General features: G+C 65.4%; 21 protein-coding genes. 5 read left to right on the top strand and 16 right to left on the bottom strand.

Annotated elements, in window-relative coordinates:
• Positions 1–14: 14 nt before the first annotated feature.
• Together AC3WLX_RS30925 and AC3WLX_RS30920 are read right to left on the bottom strand one after the other, a co-directional pair.
• A complete protein-coding gene (locus AC3WLX_RS30925) occupies positions 15–869 on the bottom strand; it encodes a TIGR01459 family HAD-type hydrolase (protein WP_492338771.1) in 855 nt (284 codons plus the stop codon).
• 15 nt (positions 870–884) lie between these two features.
• Positions 885–2,384: an EAL domain-containing protein gene (locus tag AC3WLX_RS30920; protein ID WP_492338770.1), complete on the bottom strand. Its 1,500-nt coding sequence runs from the start codon at positions 2,382–2,384 to the stop codon at positions 885–887.
• A 315-nt stretch (positions 2,385–2,699) separates the two neighbouring features.
• On the opposite strand from AC3WLX_RS30920, the gene AC3WLX_RS30915 reads away from it, so the two are divergent.
• The gene (locus tag AC3WLX_RS30915; RefSeq protein ID WP_291627423.1) at positions 2,700–3,539 is read left to right on the top strand and encodes a class I SAM-dependent methyltransferase; all 840 of its coding nucleotides are present in this window, start codon (positions 2,700–2,702) and stop codon (positions 3,537–3,539) included.
• Positions 3,540–3,585: 46 nt separating this feature from the next.
• Here the strand turns inward: AC3WLX_RS30915 and AC3WLX_RS30910 are convergent, their stop codons facing one another.
• The 7 genes from AC3WLX_RS30910 to uvrC form a co-directional block, all read right to left on the bottom strand.
• The gene (locus AC3WLX_RS30910; RefSeq protein ID WP_291627421.1) at positions 3,586–4,716 is read right to left on the bottom strand and encodes a YihY/virulence factor BrkB family protein; all 1,131 of its coding nucleotides are present in this window, start codon (positions 4,714–4,716) and stop codon (positions 3,586–3,588) included.
• A complete protein-coding gene (locus tag AC3WLX_RS30905) occupies positions 4,717–5,322 on the bottom strand; it encodes a phage holin family protein (RefSeq protein WP_492338769.1) in 606 nt (201 codons plus the stop codon).
• A 90-nt stretch (positions 5,323–5,412) separates the two neighbouring features.
• On the bottom strand, positions 5,413–6,372 hold the full coding sequence (gene prmB, locus AC3WLX_RS30900; protein WP_492338768.1) for a 50S ribosomal protein L3 N(5)-glutamine methyltransferase: 960 nt from the start codon (positions 6,370–6,372) through the stop codon (positions 5,413–5,415).
• A complete protein-coding gene (locus AC3WLX_RS30895; RefSeq protein ID WP_291624674.1) occupies positions 6,372–6,854 on the bottom strand; it encodes a molybdenum cofactor biosynthesis protein MoaE in 483 nt (160 codons plus the stop codon). Before AC3WLX_RS30895 ends, prmB begins: the two co-directional genes overlap by 1 nt.
• 3 nt (positions 6,855–6,857) lie before the next feature.
• On the bottom strand, positions 6,858–7,109 hold the full coding sequence (moaD, locus tag AC3WLX_RS30890; RefSeq protein ID WP_492338767.1) for a molybdopterin converting factor subunit 1: 252 nt from the start codon (positions 7,107–7,109) through the stop codon (positions 6,858–6,860).
• Complete coding sequence (gene pgsA / locus AC3WLX_RS30885; protein WP_291624676.1) at positions 7,106–7,723, bottom strand: CDP-diacylglycerol--glycerol-3-phosphate 3-phosphatidyltransferase; 618 nt, start codon at positions 7,721–7,723, stop codon at positions 7,106–7,108. Before pgsA ends, moaD begins: the two co-directional genes overlap by 4 nt.
• A gap of 97 nt (positions 7,724–7,820) precedes the next feature.
• Positions 7,821–9,890, bottom strand: a complete 2,070-nt coding sequence (gene uvrC, locus AC3WLX_RS30880) for an excinuclease ABC subunit UvrC (protein ID WP_492338766.1) — start codon at positions 9,888–9,890, stop codon at positions 7,821–7,823.
• 249 nt (positions 9,891–10,139) lie between these two features.
• Here uvrC and AC3WLX_RS30875 point away from each other — a divergent pair, with 249 nt between their 5' ends.
• A complete protein-coding gene (locus AC3WLX_RS30875) occupies positions 10,140–10,763 on the top strand; it encodes an outer membrane protein (RefSeq protein ID WP_291624679.1) in 624 nt (207 codons plus the stop codon).
• Positions 10,764–10,936: 173 nt separating this feature from the next.
• On the opposite strand, the gene AC3WLX_RS30870 is transcribed toward AC3WLX_RS30875, so the two are convergent.
• From AC3WLX_RS30870 to AC3WLX_RS30855, 4 genes are all read right to left on the bottom strand, one after another.
• Positions 10,937–11,152, bottom strand: a complete 216-nt coding sequence (locus AC3WLX_RS30870) for a cold-shock protein (protein ID WP_063986700.1) — start codon at positions 11,150–11,152, stop codon at positions 10,937–10,939.
• A gap of 252 nt (positions 11,153–11,404) precedes the next feature.
• Positions 11,405–12,271, bottom strand: coding sequence for a 23S rRNA (adenine(2030)-N(6))-methyltransferase RlmJ (locus AC3WLX_RS30865; protein ID WP_492338765.1), 867 nt, complete (start codon positions 12,269–12,271; stop codon positions 11,405–11,407).
• A 158-nt stretch (positions 12,272–12,429) separates the two neighbouring features.
• The gene (locus AC3WLX_RS30860; RefSeq protein WP_492338764.1) at positions 12,430–13,134 is read right to left on the bottom strand and encodes a ribonuclease T2 family protein; all 705 of its coding nucleotides are present in this window, start codon (positions 13,132–13,134) and stop codon (positions 12,430–12,432) included.
• 106 nt (positions 13,135–13,240) lie between these two features.
• Positions 13,241–13,702: a hypothetical protein gene (locus tag AC3WLX_RS30855; protein ID WP_492338763.1), complete on the bottom strand. Its 462-nt coding sequence runs from the start codon at positions 13,700–13,702 to the stop codon at positions 13,241–13,243.
• Between the two features lie 183 nt (positions 13,703–13,885).
• On the opposite strand from AC3WLX_RS30855, the gene AC3WLX_RS30850 reads away from it, so the two are divergent.
• Together AC3WLX_RS30850 and AC3WLX_RS30845 are read left to right on the top strand one after the other, a co-directional pair.
• Complete coding sequence (locus AC3WLX_RS30850; RefSeq protein ID WP_291624683.1) at positions 13,886–14,185, top strand: hypothetical protein; 300 nt, start codon at positions 13,886–13,888, stop codon at positions 14,183–14,185.
• A 42-nt stretch (positions 14,186–14,227) separates the two neighbouring features.
• Positions 14,228–14,758 carry a DUF3617 domain-containing protein gene (locus AC3WLX_RS30845; RefSeq protein WP_492338762.1) on the top strand — a complete coding sequence of 177 codons (531 nt, stop codon included), beginning with the start codon at positions 14,228–14,230 and terminating at the stop codon, positions 14,756–14,758.
• A 63-nt stretch (positions 14,759–14,821) separates the two neighbouring features.
• Here AC3WLX_RS30845 and AC3WLX_RS30840 read toward each other — a convergent pair whose 3' ends face one another.
• Genes AC3WLX_RS30840 through AC3WLX_RS30830 form a run of 3 tightly spaced genes read right to left on the bottom strand, consistent with a single transcriptional unit; the run spans position 14,822 to position 17,497 of the window.
• Complete coding sequence (locus tag AC3WLX_RS30840; protein ID WP_492338761.1) at positions 14,822–16,210, bottom strand: ATP-binding protein; 1,389 nt, start codon at positions 16,208–16,210, stop codon at positions 14,822–14,824.
• Positions 16,211–16,226: 16 nt separating this feature from the next.
• Positions 16,227–16,958 (bottom strand): response regulator, encoded by a 732-nt coding sequence (locus tag AC3WLX_RS30835; protein WP_492338760.1) that lies wholly within the window; start codon positions 16,956–16,958, stop codon positions 16,227–16,229.
• Positions 16,955–17,497 (bottom strand): MarR family winged helix-turn-helix transcriptional regulator, encoded by a 543-nt coding sequence (locus tag AC3WLX_RS30830; RefSeq protein ID WP_291624687.1) that lies wholly within the window; start codon positions 17,495–17,497, stop codon positions 16,955–16,957. Before AC3WLX_RS30830 ends, AC3WLX_RS30835 begins: the two co-directional genes overlap by 4 nt.
• A gap of 341 nt (positions 17,498–17,838) precedes the next feature.
• On the opposite strand from AC3WLX_RS30830, the gene AC3WLX_RS30825 reads away from it, so the two are divergent.
• Positions 17,839–18,921 carry a branched-chain amino acid aminotransferase gene (locus tag AC3WLX_RS30825; protein WP_492338759.1) on the top strand — a complete coding sequence of 361 codons (1,083 nt, stop codon included), beginning with the start codon at positions 17,839–17,841 and terminating at the stop codon, positions 18,919–18,921.
• Positions 18,922–18,938: the final 17 nt, after the last annotated feature.

The raw sequence follows: 18,938 nt of genomic DNA, 5'->3' as shown, positions 1-18,938 counted from the left end.
ACGAAGCTTGAAAATCACCACTTCAATTCGCGCATCAAGGCCTTCGGCGGGTGGCCGAACAGTTCCATGACCGAATTCGGGTCGAGCTGATCGAGGCCTTCGAACTCCTCGGCATGGATGCCGCGGGTGACGAACAGGCAGTCGATGCCGAATTCACGCGCGCCGGTCAGGTCGGTGCGGACGGAATCTCCGATCGCCAGCACCTTCTTGCGGTCGATCTGGTAGCCTTGGCGTTCCCCGGCGAGCGCCATGGCGCGTTGGTAGATCGGCTGGTGCGGCTTGCCGTAGAAGATCACCTCGCCGCCGAGCTCGCGGTAGAGCTCCGCAATCGCGCCGGCGCAATAGATCAGCCGGTCGCCGCGCTCCACCACGATGTCGGGGTTGGCGCAGACCAGCGTCAGCTTGCGCTCGCGCGCCTTGAGCATCATGCCGCGATAGTCTTCCGCCGTCTCGGTCTCGTCGTCATAGAGACCGGTGCAGACGATGTAATCGGCTTCCTCCAGCGGCGCGGTCGCCGCATCGAGGCCCCGATAGATCGAGTTGTCGCGCTCGGGGCCGAGCCAGAACATCTTGCGGCCGGGATGCTCGGCGACATAGAGCCGGGTCAGGTCGCCCGAAGATACGATGGCGTCATAGGTCTCGTCGGGAACGCCGAGCTTGCGCAATTGCCGCTGCACGGAGTCGGCCGGGCGCGGCGCGTTGGTGATCAGGATCACCGTACCGCCACGGCTGCGATAGGTGTGCAGCGCCTCGCAGGCTTCGGGGAAGGATTCCAGCCCGTTATGGACCACGCCCCAGATGTCGCTGAGCACGACGTCCACACCGCCCACGAGCTCGCGCAGGCCTTCGGCGAAATGCAGCGCGGTCATGATGCGCGCGGCCGGCTAGATTCGGCGCGCGAGCGCCGCGTTCCCGGTGATGCGTTGTGGCGGAGGCGCAGAAGACGTCGCGCCTGAGCTTTGTGTCGCGGAGCCATGAGGAGCCTGAATGTCTTTCGCCTGGTTCGGCGCGGCCCCGGCGGTAGCAGATGCTCCCTCGGGCCGCAATGGCCGGGGCGGCGCGAACAGGAACCCCTGTCCGAACCGCACGTCGTAATCGAGCAGGTCGACCACTGCGCGCTCGCCTTCGATCCGTTCGGCGATGAGGTCGATACCGAAGCGGCCGAGCAGGTCGGATAGGTCGGACGGGTGGATGTCCGAGGCAGGGGCCTGCTTGGGATCGAGCAGCAAGGTGGCAGGCACCTTGATGAAGCGCACGCCGCGGTCGGCGAGCTCGCGCGGCTCGATGCGCAGATCCGTGACATGGTCGATCGAGAAGCGGAAGCCGCGCTGCGCCAATGCGGCGAGATTCTCGGTTTCGGCCGGGCCGAGATTGCGCAAGGTGGACTGCTTGAACTCCAGCACAAGCGAAGGCGCCAGCGCGCGGTTGGCTTCGAGGAAGTCGAGGCATTGCGCAAAGGTGGTGGAATTGCCGAGCGTGGAGGCCGCGACGTTGCAGAACACGCCGACGTCCTTGTTGCGCACCATCAGGCGCCGCAGCACCTGTACGCAGCGCAGCATCACCATGTTGTCGATGCGCCCGATCAGCCCGGAGGCTTCCGCGATGCTGATGAACTCCTCGGCGGCAAGCAGTTGGTCGCGCTCGTCGCGCAGGCGCGTCACCGCCTCGTAGAACCGTACCTTGCGCTGCGGCAGCGTCACGACCGGCTGCAGGAAGATGTCGACGCGGTTCTCGTCGATTGCATTGTGCAGCGTCGTCAGCAATTGGGTCTGGTTGCGCCCATTGGCGGCGTGAACCGGGCTGGCGGTTTGGGCCTGAGCGGCCGGCGCCGGGCTTGGCGTCGGCCTTGGCATAAGGCTTGGCGTCGGCGCGGGAAGCACAGGAGGGGCGACCGGCTTCTCCTCGAAGGGAGCAGCCAGATCGATCGGCGTCTCTGGCTCTGGCGTCGTCACGAGTGCGGGACCCGGCGCCGGCGTGTTACCGGCCAGCAGGTCCTCATGGGCCGACACGGTGGTGGCGAGCTGCCTCACCAATCCGCCCAGCTCGTTGATCTCGCCGATGACCGAGTGGATGCGGTCGGAGTTGGTCGAATTGGACGAGGCGATGCGTCCCTCGATCGCAGCCAGCCGGCGGCCGAACTCGGCCACCTGGCGGGCGAGGTCGGCGGTGCCGCGTGAGAGGTCGGTGATCTGGCCACCGACGTCGGTGCGGTCGCGCAGCCGCATCGACACCGCGTTGTAGAGGATCAGGAAGGTCAGCGCGGTCAGCGCCACGATCGCCGATTCCGTTCCGCTGATGCCGGCGACGGAATAGAGCGCGAGCCCGAGCGAGGCCGCGACCAGGACCATGCAGATGGCGATGAAGATCGTCGAAATGCGAATCATGCCGCGCGCTATGCCTCAAGAGCTGACTGCCTCACCCGGGAAAACACGGGTCGCGCGCGAAATTCGTGACGCCTCATGCTCCCTTGGCAAGTATGACCCTAACATCATTGTTGATTCGAGGGGATAGTGGCTGTCCTGCAGCCATGCCGGATCCGCCGGCGAAAAGCTCCGAGGTGGCGGTTGCGGCCGGGGGCCGGATTGGCCGGCATCCCGTGCGGAAATCAAGGCGCTCTCAGCGTAAAATAATGCCGCTCTCAAGGTCAGCGAGCCGCATGCACCGTATCGTTCCGGCGTTTTCAACCGCAGGAGATTGCCATGTCGACATCCGCCGCCCTCAAGCCGGCCCCCGCCCAAGCCGACCTTGCCGCCGTCAAGCAGCGCCAGCATGGCGCCTGGTCGTCGGGCGATTATGCCGTGGTCGGCACCACCTTGCAGATCGTCGGCGAACAGCTCTGCGAGGCCATCGACCTGCGCGCCGGCAGCAAGGTGCTCGACGTCGCCGCCGGCAACGGCAATGCGACGCTGGCGGCGGCGCGGCGCTGGTGCGACGTCACATCCACCGATTACGTGCCGGCGCTGCTCGAGCGCGGGCGCGAGCGCGCGGCGGCCGAACATCTCGCTGTCGATTTCCGCGAGGCGGATGCCGAAGCCCTGCCATTTGCCGACGCCAGCTACGACGTCGTGCTCTCAACCTTCGGCGTGATGTTCACGCCGGATCAGGACCAGGCGGCTTCCGAGCTTGCGCGGGTCTGCAAATCGGGCGGCAAGATCGGCATCGCCAGCTGGACGCCGCAAGGCTTCATCGGCCAGCTGTTCAAGACCATCGGCAAGCATCTGCCGCCGCCGGCGGGCGTGAAATCACCGGCGCTGTGGGGCACGACCGCACGGCTCGAGGAGATGTTCGGCGCGGTCGCCGCGGACATCGCCGCCGAGCCGCGCATGTTCGTGTTCCGCTATCGCTCGCCGGACCACTGGCTCGAAATCTTCAAGACCTTCTACGGACCCACGCTGAAGGCGTTTGCCGCGCTCGACGACAGCGGCCAGGCCGCGCTGCGGCGCGATCTGCTGGCGTTGCTCGGGGAGTTCAACCATGCTGACGACGGCACGATCGTGGTGCACAGCGAATATCTGGAAGCGGTGATCACCAAGCGTTGACGGCGCACGAGATGCGGTCAGGCAGGCTCCTGCCTGGCCGCACCGGTCAGGATGGCGCGCTGGCGCCGACCGTGTCGGCCGAGACGGCTTGGCGGGTGCCGAGCGGCTTCGGCCGCCCGGTGGTGGTGTCTTGCAGCGTCTGCCGCTCGATCTCCGAATTCAGCTCGGCGCCGAACATGATGACGATCGCCGACATCCACATCCATGTCATCAGGCCGATCGCAGCGCCCAAAGAGCCGTAGGTCGCATTGTAATTGGCGAATTCCGAGAGGTACCAGGACAGCAGGGCCGACCCGGCGATCCAGAGCAGCGCGGCGATCAAGGCGCCGAGGCTCAGCCATTGCCAGCGTGGCGCGTCACGGCTGGGCGCGAAGCGGTAGAGGATGGCGAGTGCACCGAGGAGGATCAGGAACAGCAGCGGCCATCGTGCCAGCGCCACGATCACCTTGTTCTCGGGCGCCATGCCGAGATGATCAAGCGCCAGCGGGAAGGCGACGACGGCCCCCACCATCAACAGCAGCGCCACGATGCCTCCGACGGTGAAGGCCAGCGACACCATGTTGAGCCGGATGAAGCTGCGCTTCTCGCGTTCTTCGTAGGCGACGTTGAGGGCGTCGAAGATCGCCTTGACGCCGGCGTTGGCGCTCCAGATCGCGAGCAGCAGGCCAAACAGGAACGTGACACCAAGCGTCGCATTGCCGTTCGACACCACGCGGGCGACCTGCTCCTCGACAATCTGGAAGGAACCTTCGGGCAGCATGGTCGCGAGCGTATGCAGATTGGCGCTGATCGTCGCGGGGTCGGCAAACAAGCCATAGGATGACACGAGCGCGGTCACGGCCGGAAAGATCGCAAGCAGGCCGAAGAAGACGACGCCGCCTGCCGTCGCGAGCAGGCGATCGTCGTCGATGCGCTGGTAGGTCCGCCAGAAGATGTCCTTCCAGCCTGCCCAGGGGATCTCGAAGGGACTTTTCGCCTTGCGGCCTCGGCCGGGCTGCAGCGCCGCACCGGCCGGGTGCGTTTCAGGGGAATTCGCTTCCCCTCTCCGGTGCTCTTGCGGAGGCCCCGATCCGATCAGGCCGGAATCCCTGAAGTAGCGCTCCGCGGTCAGCACGAAGAGCGCCGTCGCCGCCACCAGCACCCAGGAGTCCACCTGATCGGAGCGCCGCGGCGGCATTCAGTCGTCCTGCCTCTGGTTGTGACGCCTTCGCCGCGCCGCTGTGAACCCCGCCAGCCCAATCGCCGCGAGCATGAGGCCGAGTTGCACAGGCCTGCTGGTCGGGACGGACCAGGCGGTCCTGCCATGCCAGGCGGTCCTGCCATGGCCGCGCTCGCCGGGGCCGAGGGGTGCCAGGGGAATTGACGTCGCGACCTCCTTGACGGCCTGCTTGACCGTACCGCGGGGAATCCGCGGGCTGGCAATGGCTACCCGCATTCGGCTGGCCAGCGGCACGATCGGCTTGGTCGGCCGCTTCATCATGGACATGGCGACGCCGACGCAGATCCCGGCCAGCACGAGCAGCACCGCGCCGACGGCGCCAAAACCCCAGAACTGCCCATAGGTGATGGCCACCCAGCGATACAGGGCAATCAGGCCGACGAAGAAAGTCGCGATTGCGAACAATCCAGCGGCTGCGAACAGGCCGGCCGCGACCGCATAGGACGTGACCCGCCCCGTGGCCTGGCTGGTGCGGTCACGCATATACGATTGCGCGGCGCGCTTGAGATGGTTGACCTTGAGCGCCATGCCGGCGCGCAGCAATTCGCCCGATGGCGCGAGCATGCGGACATCCTCCGAGAGCGAGAAAGTTATCGGGGGATGAACGTGGCGCTATTTGACTTGTTCCGACTGCGCGCGGTCCGCCGTGATGAATCAGCCGAGATCGGCGGCCGCGACCCAGAACACCTCGCCCTCGGAATCTTCGGTGTCGAGCCAGAGCAGCGGCAGCTCCGGAAACGCCTCGTCGACCAATTCCCGGCCGCGGCCGATCTCGCAGATCAGCCCGCCATCCGGCGTCAGGTGGTCGGGCGCCTCGCGCAGGATCCGGCGCACCACGTCGAGGCCGTCGGCGCCGCCGTCGAAGGCGAGCTTCGGCTCGGCGCGGCATTCCGGCGGCAGCGCCGCCATGCCTTCGGCATCGACGTAAGGCGGGTTGGTGATGATCAGGTCGTATCTGTTGCCGCCAAGCGGGGCGAACAGGTCGCCGCGATGGAGGCTGATCCGGTCCTCGAGGCCGTATTCGCGGACATTGCGCGCGGCGACTTCGAGCGCGCCCTTGGAGATGTCGACGGCGTCGATGGTGGCGTTCGGGAAACGATGCGCGGCGAGGATCGCGAGGCATCCCGATCCCGTGCAGAGGTCGAGCACGCGCGCGACCGCCGTGGGGTCGTCGATCAGCGACCCGGCCTCGCCCTCACTGCCGAAATGCGAATCCAGGAGCTCCCCGATGAAGGAGCGCGGAACGATGACGCGCTCGTCGACATAGAAGGGCAGGCCGCGCAGATAGATCTTGTTGACGAGATAGGCGGCCGGTTTGCGGGTGGTGACGCGCCGATGGATGAGATCGAGGACGGCTTTGCCTTCCGCTGCGGTGACGCGCGCGTTGGCGAAGGTGTCGAGCTGCTCGGGATGCAGATGCAGGGCCTCGCAGACCAGGAAGGCGGCTTCCGCCACTGGATCGGTGGTGCCGTGAGCAAAAGCGAGCCTGGCCTCGACGAAGCGGCTCACCGCATACCGGACGAGGTCGAGCAGGGTGAGGAGCTCGCCGGGCCGCACCTTCGCAAGCTGCGGCGCGGCGCGGCCGCGCGCGGACTTTTTTGCAGCTTTTGCCATCAGGGTTTGGTCCAGCGTGCGGCGGCTTCGTCGTCGCGGGTGTGGGCCACGACCCAGCCGGTGCCGGTGGCGCTCTCTTCCTTCTTCCAGAACGGCGCGTTGGTCTTGAGATAGTCCATCAGGAACTCGGCCGCTTGGAACGCGGCCTGGCGGTGCTGCGAGGCGGTCAGCACCAGCACAATGTTCTGGCCCGGCATGAAGCGGCCCACGCGGTGGATCACGGTGATTCCGTTCAGCGGCCAGCGCGACACGGCCTCGTCGGTATGGCGCCTGATCTCTTCCTCGGCCATACCGGGGTAATGTTCGAGCGTCAGCGCGGCGACCTTGGCGCTGTCCTCATCGGCACGGCAGATGCCCGAGAAGCTCACGACGGCGCCGATGTCGGTCCGGCTTTGGGTCAGGACGGCGATCTCGCGGGCGATGTCGAAATCAGCCTCCTGGATGCGGATGGTGACGGGGCAGGCGGTGTCAGGCGATGCCATGGCCTAGCCACCAGTCATCGGCGGGAAGAAAGCGATTTCGCGGGCGCCTGCGATCACAGCGTCCGATTTGACATGCGCGTGGTCGATCGCGGCGCGGATCACCTTCGGCTTCTCGAACGCATAGGCATAGGCCTCGCTCCGGGCGGACAGCCAGGCGATCAGCTCCTCGACGGTGCGCACGCCGGCCGGCGGCTCGATCGTCTCCTCCGCCTTGCCGACGCGCTCGCGCACCCAGGCGAAATACTTCACCTTCATCCCTCGTCCTCCTCGATGAGGTGATGGATGCCGGCTCGGAAATAATCGTATCCGGTGTACATGGTGAGAATCGCCGAGGCCCACAGCAGAGCGAGGCCAATCATCGAGACGACGGGTACCACGATGTCACCCGCCGGACCGGCGAGCAGGAAGCCGATCGCAATCAGCTGGACCGTGGTCTTCCACTTCGCAAGCTTGGTCACGGGAACGCTGACTCGGAGCGCAGCGAGGTATTCGCGCAGGCCCGAAACCAGGATCTCGCGGCACAGGATCACGATGGCGGCCCACAGCGACCAGCCGTGGATGATGCCGTCGGCCGCCAGCATCAAGAGGCAGGACGCGACCAGCAACTTGTCGGCGATCGGATCGAGCATCCGGCCGAAGGCCGATTGTTGATTCCAGATTCGCGCATAGTAGCCGTCGAGGTAATCGGTGATCGCAGCGGCAATGAAGATGGCGACCGCGAGCCAGCGCAGCCAGAGCGGCTGATCGAGGATCGACTGCGCATAGATGCACCCGACCACGACCGGGATCGCGGCGATCCGGCCATAGGTCAGGATGTTGGGGAGGGACATCGCGCGGCTGGTGGTCCCTCGTGTGGTGGCGATGTTCATCCGTGCTACCAATACCGCTCAAGCCTGAAGGTCAACCGTTCCACTCTCCAAATGAGGTGCGGACACGACGATCATATGACTGCGATCCCCCTTTAATTCATCCCGGCTGCGGATGGAAATACTCGAAAATCCTGCGGGCGCTCTCCGCGCTGACCCCCGGAACCTTGCCGAGATCGGCGATCGAGGCCCGTTCGATCTCCTTCAAGGTCCCGAAATGATGCAGCAGGGCACGTTTGCGTGACGGGCCGATGCCCGGAATTTCCTGCAAACCGGCCTCGCGGATGTCCTTCTTGCGCAGCTTGCGGTGCGAGCCGATGACGAAGCGGTGGGCCTCGTCGCGCAGGCGCTGGATGAAATAGAGCACGGGATCGCGCGGCTCCAGCTTGATCGCCTCGCGCTCCGGCATGAACAGGGTCTCGCGGCCGGCATCCCGGTCCGGTCCCTTGGCGACCGCCATCAGCGACACCTGGGTGAGGCCGAGATTTGCGAAGATCTCGCGCACGGCGTTGAGCTGGCCGCGGCCGCCGTCGATGATCACGAGGTCGGGCCATTGCGGGAAATCGTCGTCCCTGGCCTTGTTGCTTTCCTTGGTGCCGGCGTCCTCGGGCGGACTGATAAGGCGCTTGAAACGGCGCTCCAGCACCTCGCGCATCATGGCGAAGTCGTCGCCGGGCGTGATCCCTTCCGACTTGATGTTGAACTTGCGGTACTGGTTCTTCACGAAGCCGTCGGGGCCTGCGACGATCATGGCGCCGACCGCATTGGTGCCCTGGATATGGCTGTTGTCGTAGACCTCGATGCGCTTGGGCGAATGCGGCAGGCTCAGCGTTGCGGCCATGGCGTCGAGCAGGCGGCTCTGGGTGGCGGTGTCCGCGAGCTTGCGGCCCAGCGCCTCGCGCGCGTTGGTCAGCGCGTGGGTGACGAGCTCCTTCTTCTCGCCGCGCTTGGGCGCGGTGACCTCGACCTTGCGGCCGGCCTTGATCGAGAGCGCATTGGCGAGCAGTTCGCTCTCCTCGATCTCGTGCGAGAGCAGGATGTGCCTTGGCGGCGGCTTGTCGTCGTAGAACTGCGCGAGAAACGAGCCGAGCACTTCTTCGGGGGTATAGGTCTTTTCCGCGCGCGGGAAATAGGCTCGGTTACCCCAGTTCTGTCCGGTGCGGAAAAAGAACACCTCGACGCAGGAGAAGCCGCCCTCCTGGTGGATGGCGAAAACGTCGGCTTCCTCCACCGTGCGCGGATTGATGCCCTGCTGCGACTGGATCGCCGAGAGCGCGGCGAGGCGGTCGCGGTACAGCGCGGCGCGCTCGAATTCGAGCTCACCCGCCGCCTTCTCCATCTCGCCGGCAAGCTCCTGCTTCACCGCATGGCTCTTGCCGGAGAGAAAGTCGCTCGCCTCGCGCACCAGCGTCGAATAGCCTCCGAAATCGATCTCGCGGGTACAGGGACCGGCGCAGCGTCGGATCTGGTGGAGCAGGCAGGGCCGGGTGCGACTCTCGAAGAAGGAATCGGTGCAGGAGCGGATCAGGAACGCGCGCTGCAGCGCCGTGATGGTGCGGTTGACCGCGCCGGCGGAGGCGAACGGGCCGAAATAGCGCCCGGGGCGGGTCTGCGCACCGCGATGTTTCAGGATCTGCGGCGCCCAATGGTCGCCGGTGATCAGGATATAGGGAAACGACTTGTCGTCGCGCAGTTGCACGTTGAAGCGCGGCCGCAGCTGCTTGATGAGGTTGGCCTCCAGCAGCAGCGCCTCGGTCTCGGTGGTGGTCGAGATGATCTCCACGGTGACGGTGGCCGCGATCATGCGCAGGATGCGGGCCGGCAACGGCGCACTCTGGCGCGCGTAACTGGACAGGCGCTTTTTGACGTTCTTGGCCTTGCCGACATAGAGCACGTCGGCATTGGCGTTGAGCATGCGGTACACGCCGGGCGATGTCGGCGCGAGGCGGACCGCGCGCTCGATCGCCTCGTGCCCGGTCGCGAGCGGGCCCTCCCCGACGGCGCCGCTCTCTTCCAGGATATCCGGCAGCAGCGCATCGTCCTCGTCGTCCCCGGCTGCTGCGGGGTCGACGTCGGGCGCGGCCAGCGCTTCGGGCGGCGCATCGCCCGCAGCGGCCGGCGGCGACTTGCGCGCGTGGTCGTCCGGATTGTCGGAGGAATCGTGAACCATGGGGCGAATTTAGGCGCTGGGGGTGCCGATTTGAAGTTCCGGGCAGGCGGCGCGCCCGAGATGGAGGCCAGTTCCCGGTAACACTTCCTTAAGTCTGTTAAGCGCGCGGTAACCCGACTTAACAGCCCTTTAACTTAAAACTCTCGATAAATCCTACGCGAAAGGTTCTTGGTTCCGTAACCAAGCGACGGGGGCCGGCGCGGCGGCGCAGGCATCGCAAGGGTTGCGGCAGTTGCGTTGGAGTGAGTGATGAAGAGGCTCGTTGTGGGCGCAGCCGCGTTGGCTGCTGCCGGCTGGACAGCTTCGGCAAAGGCCGCCGATCTCAGTTACGGGCAGCGGGCGCCCTATACGGTCAACCAGCCGCTCAATGCCTATAGCTGGGCAGGTCCCTATCTCGGCGGCAACATCGGCTATGGATGGGGCTCGGTCGACAACAACCCCACCAAGCCGTCCGGCTTCGTCGGCGGCGTGCAGGCCGGCTACAATTTCCAGAACGGCCCATGGGTGTTCGGTGTCGAGGGCGACATCCAGGCAGCGGGCGCCGACGACACCTTTGCGCCGTGGAAGTTCTCCAATCCGTGGTTCGGCACCCTGCGCGGCCGCGCCGGCTATGCGTTCAACAATGTGCTGTTCTACGGCACCGCCGGTCTCGCCTTCGGCGAGCTGCGCGCGCAGACCTTCGGCTGGTCGGAGTCGCACACAACCGCAGGCTGGACCATCGGTGCCGGCGCGGAAGTGGGCCTCGCGCCGAACTGGAGCGCCAAGCTCGAATATCTCTACATCGATCTGTCGACCAGCCAGTTCGCAATCACGGGCGTGTCAAACGGCTACAGCGCCAGCGTTGTCCGCGCAGGCGTGAACTACCGCTTCTGATATCCAAAGAAGAAAATACCGGACCAGCCTCCCGGCCGCTCGCGGCCGGGATTTTTTTACGCCAGTTTCGCAAGAGCGTTTTCGAGCGAAGTGGACGCCGGTTCGCGTCAAGAAAACGCGTCAAATACGAGAGTCTAGAGCGCCGTTCCGATTCGATCGGAACGGCAAAGGCTCTAGGAGACGATCACCAAATTGACCGCCTTTGGTCCCTTCCCCTTCTTGTCCGGCTCAACCTCGAAAGTAATACGCTGTCCTTCGGCAAGGTCCTTCAGTCCCGCCCGCTCCACCGCGGTGATGTGAACGAAGACATCGCGACCGCCGTCGTCGGGCTTGATGAAGCCGTAGCCGCGCTCGCCGTTGAAGAACTTGACCGTTCCCGTCATGGCCATCGGGAAACTCCCCCTCATTGCTCCTCCGCCGCGACGCAGACTCACGTCACGGCATGACCGGGCCTTACGGAGCCCGGGAGCTGGCCATCCTTGGACGGACCTTATCGGTCCGACGGGATCTTTCTTAGGGCCTTCACTCCGCCGCAACCATTCGCGGAAGCGGAACGTAAAGCCAGTCACGGAAACAGCATAATACGGTTCTTCACAGATTGACTACCGGTACTGCATATTTTTCCCAAGAATGCCGGGCTGTTACGGCGATGGCTTGGGCACTTCCAATCGGAATCTGGCAGCTCCGCCTTGGCCGAGCGGCATCTCCAGTTCGGGAAGGATCGTCTTGAGCTCCCCTTGCAGCGTATAGGGCGGATTGACGATCAGGAGTCCGGTGGAGGTGAGGGCAGCGCTGCCGGCTTGCGGCGCGACGCTGAATTCGAGGCGCAAGCATTTCCCCGGCGGCTTTGCTGCAGCTGCGAGCCGCGCGACCGTTTGAACCAGCGTGTCGGTGGCGCGCCGGCTCTTGGCCGGATACCAGATTACGTAGATACCGGTCGGCCATTTCGCGAAGGCCGCCGAGAACGCTTCGCTCAGCCGCTCGAACTCGTCCTTGGCCTCGAACGGCGGATCGATCAGCACGAGCCCGCGCCGCTCCTTCGGCGGTACGAAGGCCGGTAATGCCAACCAACCGTCGAGATCGACGACACGCGCCTGCTCGTCGCGGCGCAACACGTCGATCAGCGCCTTGCGCGCCTTGGGCTCGAGCTCGCAGGCGACGAGCCGGTCCTGCGGCCTGAGCAGGCCGCGCGCAATCAGCGGTGAGCCCGGATAAGCCCTGAGCTCGCCCTTCGGATTGTAGGCTCGGACAATGTCGAGATAGGGCTTGGTCAGTGCCGCGCTCTCATTCGACAGGCGCGCCTGCATCAGCCGTGCGATGCCGGTCAGCCATTCGCCACCGCGGCGTGCCTCCTCACCCTCGAGATCGTAGAGGCCGGCGCCTGCGTGGGTGTCGATGACGCGGAACGCCGCCGGCTTGTCCTGCAAATAAGTGAGGATGCGCGCCAGCACGATGTGCTTGATGACATCGGTGAAGCTGCCGGCGTGGAAGGCGTGGCGGTAGTTCATGGCGGAGAGTTACGACATCGCGCGATGAAAGCAACTCCCGTCATTCCGGGGCGGTGCGCAGCACCGAACCCGGAATCCACTTTACCGCGGGCTATGCTGGCCAAGGATTCCGGGCTCGCGCTTTGCGCGCCCCGGAATGACGATCTGGGAAGTCGGCCTCAACCGCCCCTGATCGGCGGCATCGTCACCTGCTCGCGGCGGCAGGCGCGGCGCTCGATCTCGTCGCAGGCGCGGAATTGCAGGTCCTTGCTCAGGCAGATGCGGACCTCGGAGAGCCGCGTCCGGTTGCAGGTGACCGAGACGGCGGCATTGCTGAGGCCGGGATTGGCCTTGACGAAGGCCTCCTCGACCTCCGCCGGCGCGACGGTCTTGGCCTGCGACAGATCGAGATATTCGGCCGGGATCTTGATCGCGGCGCGTGCTTTGCGGATCGTCTCGAAATAGCTCCGGCCCTCGAGGCCCGAGCAGGTGCCGTGCTTGTCCCATTCGTTGAAGATCAGGCCCGTCGCCGGCATCAAATCGAGCATCGAGGAAACGATGTTGCGGTTCAGCCGCGGTGCCGGACGCTGACAATATTCGGGGAAGCCGTTCTCATATTGCGGCCACAGCCCGTGCACCACGAAGGCATAGGGGCGTCCGCCACACTGCATCTGGGAGCGGCCGCCGCGCTCGGCCGCTTCCTCGCAGAACGAGGGCGACCATGAAAGCGCCAGCACATAGAAGTCGAACTCGCCCGGCGCGTTCTGCCGCTTGTCCTGGGCCCGTGCGTCACTGCCGAAGAAGGCGAGGCTTGCGGACAGGATCAGCGACAAAGTCAGCGAGATCACGAGGCGGGAGAACGAATGCAATCTGGCATGAAACATGGCGACGCCCCTCAACTAGACTGTGCAGCGAGCCTAGCAGGCGATGAGAACATTTCAAGAACAAAATTCAGGCGGCCCGCCGCGTCGCGGGCCAGACCAACCCGAATCAGGGTTTTGCGGCCCGACAGGCCGGATTGTAGGCCCAGTTGCGATCCACGCCGACGACGCACCATTCGACACCGTTGCCGTAGGAGGCAAAGCCGCCATCCTCGATGATCGAGAAATGCACCTTGCGCGGCTTGCCGTCATTGAGCATGGCCTCGCCGCTGCAATAGCGGCGCGGAATGTTGTCGGACTGCCAGGGCCGGAACGCGGTCTCGCGAACGGCGGAGAAGCCGGTGATCTGCAACGAAGAATTCCAGAACGTGGACTCCTTTTCGGCGAACTCGTGCACGATCCTCGGCAGGGCCCAGTCGCAAGGAGCAACGGCACCGTCATAACGCGGCCCGCTCAGCCAGAAATTCAGCTCCAGCGGATTGGCGGCCTTGGCCTCGCCGAGCGACAGCGCTCCGAACATGAGGCCGAGCACGGCGGCAAAGCGGAGCGATTTCAGGGAGGAGGCGCGCATGGTCAATCCAGACAGCTAGGTCTTGCGAAGCCCGGACGGTGCCGCGAAGGCCGGGGGAGGTCAAGTGCAGCGCGGCAACACTTCGCCGGGAGTTGACTGCAACGATGCCGCCGGCAGGGCATCAGTTCTTTTCATGGCGATCACGGCACCGTAAACTGGCACCAGCCAATTGGAGTAACGGTAATGCGAATCATTGCGGCCGCGGGTCTTCTCGCCAGCCTGGTTGCCTCGGGCCTGACGGCGAGCCAGCCGGCGCGCGCCGATATCGTGCCGCCGTTCAAGGGCAACGACACCGGCGGCATCATCGCCTATTCCATGGCCGCCCAGGTCGATGCCCGCCAGGTCGCGGTCGATCACTGCGCGCGTTACGGCAAGGTCGTGAAATTCCTCGGCGTGCAGGCCTATGAGGGCGGCTACATCTCCTTTTCCTGCCGCTGGGTGCCCTATGGCGCCGCCGAGCGCCCGATCCGCACGCTGTACTGAGGCGTCGTAACCGCACTTGATCTCTGCCGGGAGATTTTCCGCATGACGCGCAAACTCGCTTTGCTCGGCTGGACGCTTTGCCTTGTGCTGTCGGCAGGCCGCGCCGGCGCCGACGATTTGCCGGTGCGCAAGGCCGGTCTCTGGGAAATGAAGCTGGTCACATCAGGCTCGCCCGTGCCCGAGATGACCATGCAGCACTGCACCGACGAGACCGTCGACAAGGAAATGAGCAACAACGTCTCCCCGATGGCCAAGCAGATCTGCGCCAAGCAGGAGATCAAGAAGACCGCGACCGGCTATGTCAGCGATTCCCAGTGCAGCGTCGCCGGCGTCACCACCACCTCGCATGCCGAGATCACGGGCGATTTCAACTCGGCCTACACGATGAAGACGACCTCGCATGCGCAAGGCGGCGTCGCCGGCGCAGCGGGGCGCGACACCACCACGACCCTGCAAGCGAAATGGCTGGGAGCCTGCAAGCCGGATCAGAAGCCCGGTGACATCGTGATGCCCGGCGGCTTCAAGATGAACGTGCGCGACATGGACAAGCTGAAGGCGCTGCTGCCGAAGTAGGCCTGCTCGCCGCGCGGACGGTGCGCTCCCTCGCCCCGTTCTTACGGGGAGGAGTTAGAAGGGCTACACCGGTATTCGCACGCTCGCCCGCAATCCGCCCATCGGGCTGTCGCCGAGCGTGATGTCGCCGCCGTGCGAGCGGGCGATGTCGCGGGCGATGGCGAGGCCGAGGCCGGTGCCGCCTTCGTCCTGGTTGCGGGCGTTGTCGAGCCGTAGGAACGGCTTGAACACCTCTTCGCGCAAATGCGGGGGAATGCCGGGGCCGTCGTCGTCGACCGTCACGGTCAAATAACGGTGATCGCGCTGGCCGGCGATGGCGATGTTCTTGCCGTAGCGCGCCGCGTTGGTGACGAGGTTGGCCAGGCACCGCTTGAACGAGGCTGGCTTCACCGTCACCACGGGCAAGCCGTGGAAAGCGACCGTCGCGGTATGGCCGTGGCGCTCGGCGTCGCTGCGCAGCTCCTCGAGCGCCTGCGCCATGTCGGTCGGCTGCGACTGCTCGCCGGTGTCGCCGCGGGCGAAGGCGAGATAGTCCTCCAGCATCATCGACATCTCGTCGACGTCCTTGCGCATGCCGTCGAGCTCGGGGCTGTCGCCGATCAGCGCCAGTTCGAGCTTGAAGCGGGTCAGGATGGTGCGCAAATCGTGGCTGACGCCGGCGAGCATCGCGGTGCGTTGCTCCATGGTTCGCTCGATCCGCGATTTCATTTCCAGGAAGGCGACTGCCGCGCGCCGCACCTCGCGCGCGCCGCGCGGCCTGAAGTTCGGGGCCTCGCGCCCCTTGCCGAAACTCTCGGCGGCGTCGGCCAGCCGGAGGATCGGCTTGATCTGGTTGCGCAGGAACAGCACCGCCACAATCAGGAGGATCGAGGACGTTCCGACCATCCAGAACAGGAAGATCTCCGAGTTGGAGGCATAGGCGGCGCTGCGCTGCGCGAACACGCGCATCACGGCATCGTCGAGCTGGATGCGGATCTCGACGAGGTTGGAGCGGCCGACGGTATCGATCCAGAATGAGCGGCCGATCTGGCGGCCGAGCTGCACTGACAGGGTCTGGTCGAGCAGCGAGAAGAACGGCTTCGGCCCCGGCGGCGGCATGTCGCCGGCGGGCAGGAAATCGACCACGAGGCCGAGCCGCTGCTGCGCGATGCGGCGGATCTCGTTGCGGTCCTTGTCCTGCGGGTAACCCTTGTAGACGTCGATCAGCGCGGCGATGTCCTGCACCACCGCGGCGGACAACCGGCGCGTCACCGTGTTCCAGTGCCGCTCCATGAACACGAAGGCGACGACCGATTGCAGGATCACCATCGGCACGATCATGATGAGGAGCGCACGGGCATAGAGGCCGGTCGGCATCCAGCCCTTGAACGCGTTGCCCATCCAGCCATTGACGGCGGAGACGCGGCCGGCAGCGCTCTTCAGAAGCGTCAGGCCGGTGTCGATCGTGCTCATCTGGCGCGCTTCAATTTTATGGCGAGGCGACCAGCCGGTAGCCGATGCCGCGCACCGCCTGCAGGAACAGCGGATTGGCGGGGTCGGTCTCGATCTTGCGGCGGAGGCGGTTGATCTGCACGTCGACGGCGCGCTCGTTGACGCTGCCATTGCCGGTCAGCGCGCTGCGCGGCACGGTCTCGCCCGGTGTTTCCGCGAGTATACGCAGCATCTCGCGCTCGCGGTCGGTGAGGTGGATGACCTCCTCGCCCTGGCGCAATTCTCCGCGTTCGAGATGGTAGACGTAGGGACCGAAGGCGATCTTCTCGATCGTCGTGGCCTGCGGCGGCGGGGCGGCGCGCTTGAGGATGTTGTTGATGCGCAGCGCCAGCTCGCGCGGCTCGAATGGCTTCGCCACGTAGTCGTCGGCGCCGATCTGCAGGCCCTCGATGCGGGCTTCGGCCTCGTGCCGCGCCGTCAGCATCACGATCGGCACCGAGGACGAGGTGCGGATGAAGCGGGCGAGATCGAAGCCGGTCTCGCCGGGCATCATCACGTCGAGGATCAGGAGGTCGAAATGCAGGCCCATGAGTTTCGAGCGTGCATCGCCGGCGCTCGCGGCCGTGGTCACGCGATAACCTTCGGCCGCGAGAAAGCGCGAGAGCAGGTCGCGGATGCGGCGGTCGTCGTCGACCAGCAAGAGATGCGGGGCATCGTCGGCCGGTTGCACCGGCCCGCGGGCGAGCGTGGCAGCGAGCGGCACGGTCACTCCTTGGCGTCGTTGTTGACGGAAGCGAAGATCGTCTCGAGCACCTTGTCCGGATCGTCGCGGTCGATCATGGCGCGGAGGAAGCGCTTCACGGTCTCCGCGTCCTGCGGCGCCATCTCGGCGAGCGCCCTGGTGATCCGCGTGGTCTGCAGCCCGGCGAGCTTCTGCACCAGGGCCTCGCCCTTCGGCGTCGCATAGAGCAGGCGCTGGCGGCGGTCGTTGTCGCCGGTCTTCTGCACGATGTAGCCTTCGTCCAGCAGCTGCTTGAGCACGCGGCCGAGCGATTGCTTGGTAATGCGCAGGACGTCGAGCAGGTCGGCGACCTTGAGCCCGGGATAGCGGTAGACGAAGTGCATGACCCGGTGATGGGCGCGGCCGAAGCCGAAAGCCTCCAGCTCCTGGTCGGGATCGCCGACGAAGTCGCGGTAGGCGAAGAACAGCAGCTCGATGATATCCCAGCGCAAATTGCCTCCATCGCCTGCGGCCGGCCGAGGCGTAGCAGCGTCTTGAGCGGCACTTGCGAAATTTATGTCAGGCATATTGACGTATCTTGGGTTCAATGTTACAAAACGATCAACCAGTACGAAATTTTAGATCGTTTCGCACCGGGTGGCATCGTAGCAGGGGCGGCCTGAGAGAGCCGGACAGGCGGCGACGGCCAAAGCAGATCTACCGTGCGATTGTCGAGCGGCATTTCGGCAAAACATACTGGACTTCCGCCTTCCGCAAAAGCATGTCCTCGGCGACATGCTGGCCACGGGAAACCGGCCGTAACAAGGCTGGTGGCGGTCTGCAGAAACAATCAAGCCAGCCGGGCTCCGAAGCGGGGGCAAGGCCGGCGCCAGCAACAGCGCCGCCACCGGCAGCGGGAGGCAAGGACATGAGCATGACATTCGACATCCAGCCCGCATCCAATCCGACGCCCGAGAAGGATCGCGTCGCCAAGCTGGTGGACCCCGGCTTCGGACGGGTCTTCACCGATCACATGGCCATCGTCCGCTACAACCAGGCCAAGGGCGGCTGGTACGAGGCGAAGATCGAGGCGCGGGCCAACTTCCAGCTCGATCCGGCCGGTGCGGTGCTGCACTACGCCCAGGAGATCTTCGAAGGCTTGAAGGCCTACAAGCGCGACGATGGCGGGGTGAACCTGTTCCGCCCCGACGCCAATGCGCGGCGCTTCAAGGACTCGGCCGATCGCATGGCGATGGCGCAGCTGCCCGAAGACGTCTTCATCGAGGCCGTCGAGCAGGTCGTGCGCATCGATCGCGCCTGGATGCCGGGCGGCGAGGGCAGCCTCTACTTGCGTCCCTTCATGATCGCGAGCGAGACCTTCCTCGGCGTCAAGCCGTCATCCGAATACATCTTCGCGGTGATCGCATCGCCCGTCGGCTCCTATTTCAAGGGCGGCCCTGCGCCGGTCTCGATCTGGGTGTCCGAGAACTACACGCGGGCCTCGGTCGGTGGCACCGGCGCCGTCAAGTGCGGCGGCAATTATGCCGCCAGCCTGCGTGCGCAGGCGGAGGCCATGCAGCACGGCTGCGATCAGGTCGTCTTCCTCGATGCGATCCAGCGCCGCTACGTCGAGGAACTCGGCGGCATGAACGTGTTCTTCGTGTTCGACGACGGCTCGATCTCGACGCCGCCGCTCGGCACCATCCTGCCCGGCATCACCCGCGACTCCATCATCACGCTTGCCCGCGATGCCGGCAAGACCGTGCGCGAGGAGCCGTATTCGATAGAGCAATGGCGCAAGGATGCGGCAAGCGGCCGCCTGAAGGAAGCCTTTGCCTGCGGCACGGCGGCCGTGATTTCGCCGATCGGCAAGGTGCGCTCGGTCAGCGGCGACTTCGAGATCTCGGGCGGCGCCGCCGGCCCGGTCGCCATGGGCCTGCGCAAGCAGCTCGTCGACATCCAATACGGCCGCACCAACGATCCCCACAACTGGATCCGCAAGGTGTTTTGATCGCCTACCCTCCTCTG

It is taken from the genome of Bradyrhizobium sp. FW305-F6 (genome assembly GCF_058782905.1).
This window is presented reverse-complemented; position numbering and strand designations above follow the sequence as displayed.

What these genes read in the sequence shown, in the direction of transcription:
- AC3WLX_RS30925 (WP_492338771.1), bottom strand. Translation starts at nt 869, where the DNA reads ATGACCGCGCTGCATTTCGCCGAAGGCCTGCGCGAGCTCGTGGGCGGT.
- AC3WLX_RS30920 (WP_492338770.1), bottom strand. Translation starts at nt 2,384, where the DNA reads ATGATTCGCATTTCGACGATCTTCATCGCCATCTGCATGGTCCTGGTC.
- AC3WLX_RS30915 (WP_291627423.1), top strand. Translation starts at nt 2,700, where the DNA reads ATGTCGACATCCGCCGCCCTCAAGCCGGCCCCCGCCCAAGCCGACCTT.
- AC3WLX_RS30910 (WP_291627421.1), bottom strand. Translation starts at nt 4,716, where the DNA reads ATGCCGCCGCGGCGCTCCGATCAGGTGGACTCCTGGGTGCTGGTGGCG.
- AC3WLX_RS30905 (WP_492338769.1), bottom strand. Translation starts at nt 5,322, where the DNA reads ATGCTCGCGCCATCGGGCGAATTGCTGCGCGCCGGCATGGCGCTCAAG.
- prmB (WP_492338768.1), bottom strand. Translation starts at nt 6,372, where the DNA reads ATGGCAAAAGCTGCAAAAAAGTCCGCGCGCGGCCGCGCCGCGCCGCAG.
- AC3WLX_RS30895 (WP_291624674.1), bottom strand. Translation starts at nt 6,854, where the DNA reads ATGGCATCGCCTGACACCGCCTGCCCCGTCACCATCCGCATCCAGGAG.
- moaD (WP_492338767.1), bottom strand. Translation starts at nt 7,109, where the DNA reads ATGAAGGTGAAGTATTTCGCCTGGGTGCGCGAGCGCGTCGGCAAGGCG.
- pgsA (WP_291624676.1), bottom strand. Translation starts at nt 7,723, where the DNA reads ATGAACATCGCCACCACACGAGGGACCACCAGCCGCGCGATGTCCCTC.
- uvrC (WP_492338766.1), bottom strand. Translation starts at nt 9,890, where the DNA reads ATGGTTCACGATTCCTCCGACAATCCGGACGACCACGCGCGCAAGTCG.
- AC3WLX_RS30875 (WP_291624679.1), top strand. Translation starts at nt 10,140, where the DNA reads ATGAAGAGGCTCGTTGTGGGCGCAGCCGCGTTGGCTGCTGCCGGCTGG.
- AC3WLX_RS30870 (WP_063986700.1), bottom strand. Translation starts at nt 11,152, where the DNA reads ATGGCCATGACGGGAACGGTCAAGTTCTTCAACGGCGAGCGCGGCTAC.
- AC3WLX_RS30865 (WP_492338765.1), bottom strand. Translation starts at nt 12,271, where the DNA reads ATGAACTACCGCCACGCCTTCCACGCCGGCAGCTTCACCGATGTCATC.
- AC3WLX_RS30860 (WP_492338764.1), bottom strand. Translation starts at nt 13,134, where the DNA reads ATGTTTCATGCCAGATTGCATTCGTTCTCCCGCCTCGTGATCTCGCTG.
- AC3WLX_RS30855 (WP_492338763.1), bottom strand. Translation starts at nt 13,702, where the DNA reads ATGCGCGCCTCCTCCCTGAAATCGCTCCGCTTTGCCGCCGTGCTCGGC.
- AC3WLX_RS30850 (WP_291624683.1), top strand. Translation starts at nt 13,886, where the DNA reads ATGCGAATCATTGCGGCCGCGGGTCTTCTCGCCAGCCTGGTTGCCTCG.
- AC3WLX_RS30845 (WP_492338762.1), top strand. Translation starts at nt 14,228, where the DNA reads ATGACGCGCAAACTCGCTTTGCTCGGCTGGACGCTTTGCCTTGTGCTG.
- AC3WLX_RS30840 (WP_492338761.1), bottom strand. Translation starts at nt 16,210, where the DNA reads ATGAGCACGATCGACACCGGCCTGACGCTTCTGAAGAGCGCTGCCGGC.
- AC3WLX_RS30830 (WP_291624687.1), bottom strand. Translation starts at nt 17,497, where the DNA reads ATGCCTGACATAAATTTCGCAAGTGCCGCTCAAGACGCTGCTACGCCT.
- AC3WLX_RS30825 (WP_492338759.1), top strand. Translation starts at nt 17,839, where the DNA reads ATGAGCATGACATTCGACATCCAGCCCGCATCCAATCCGACGCCCGAG.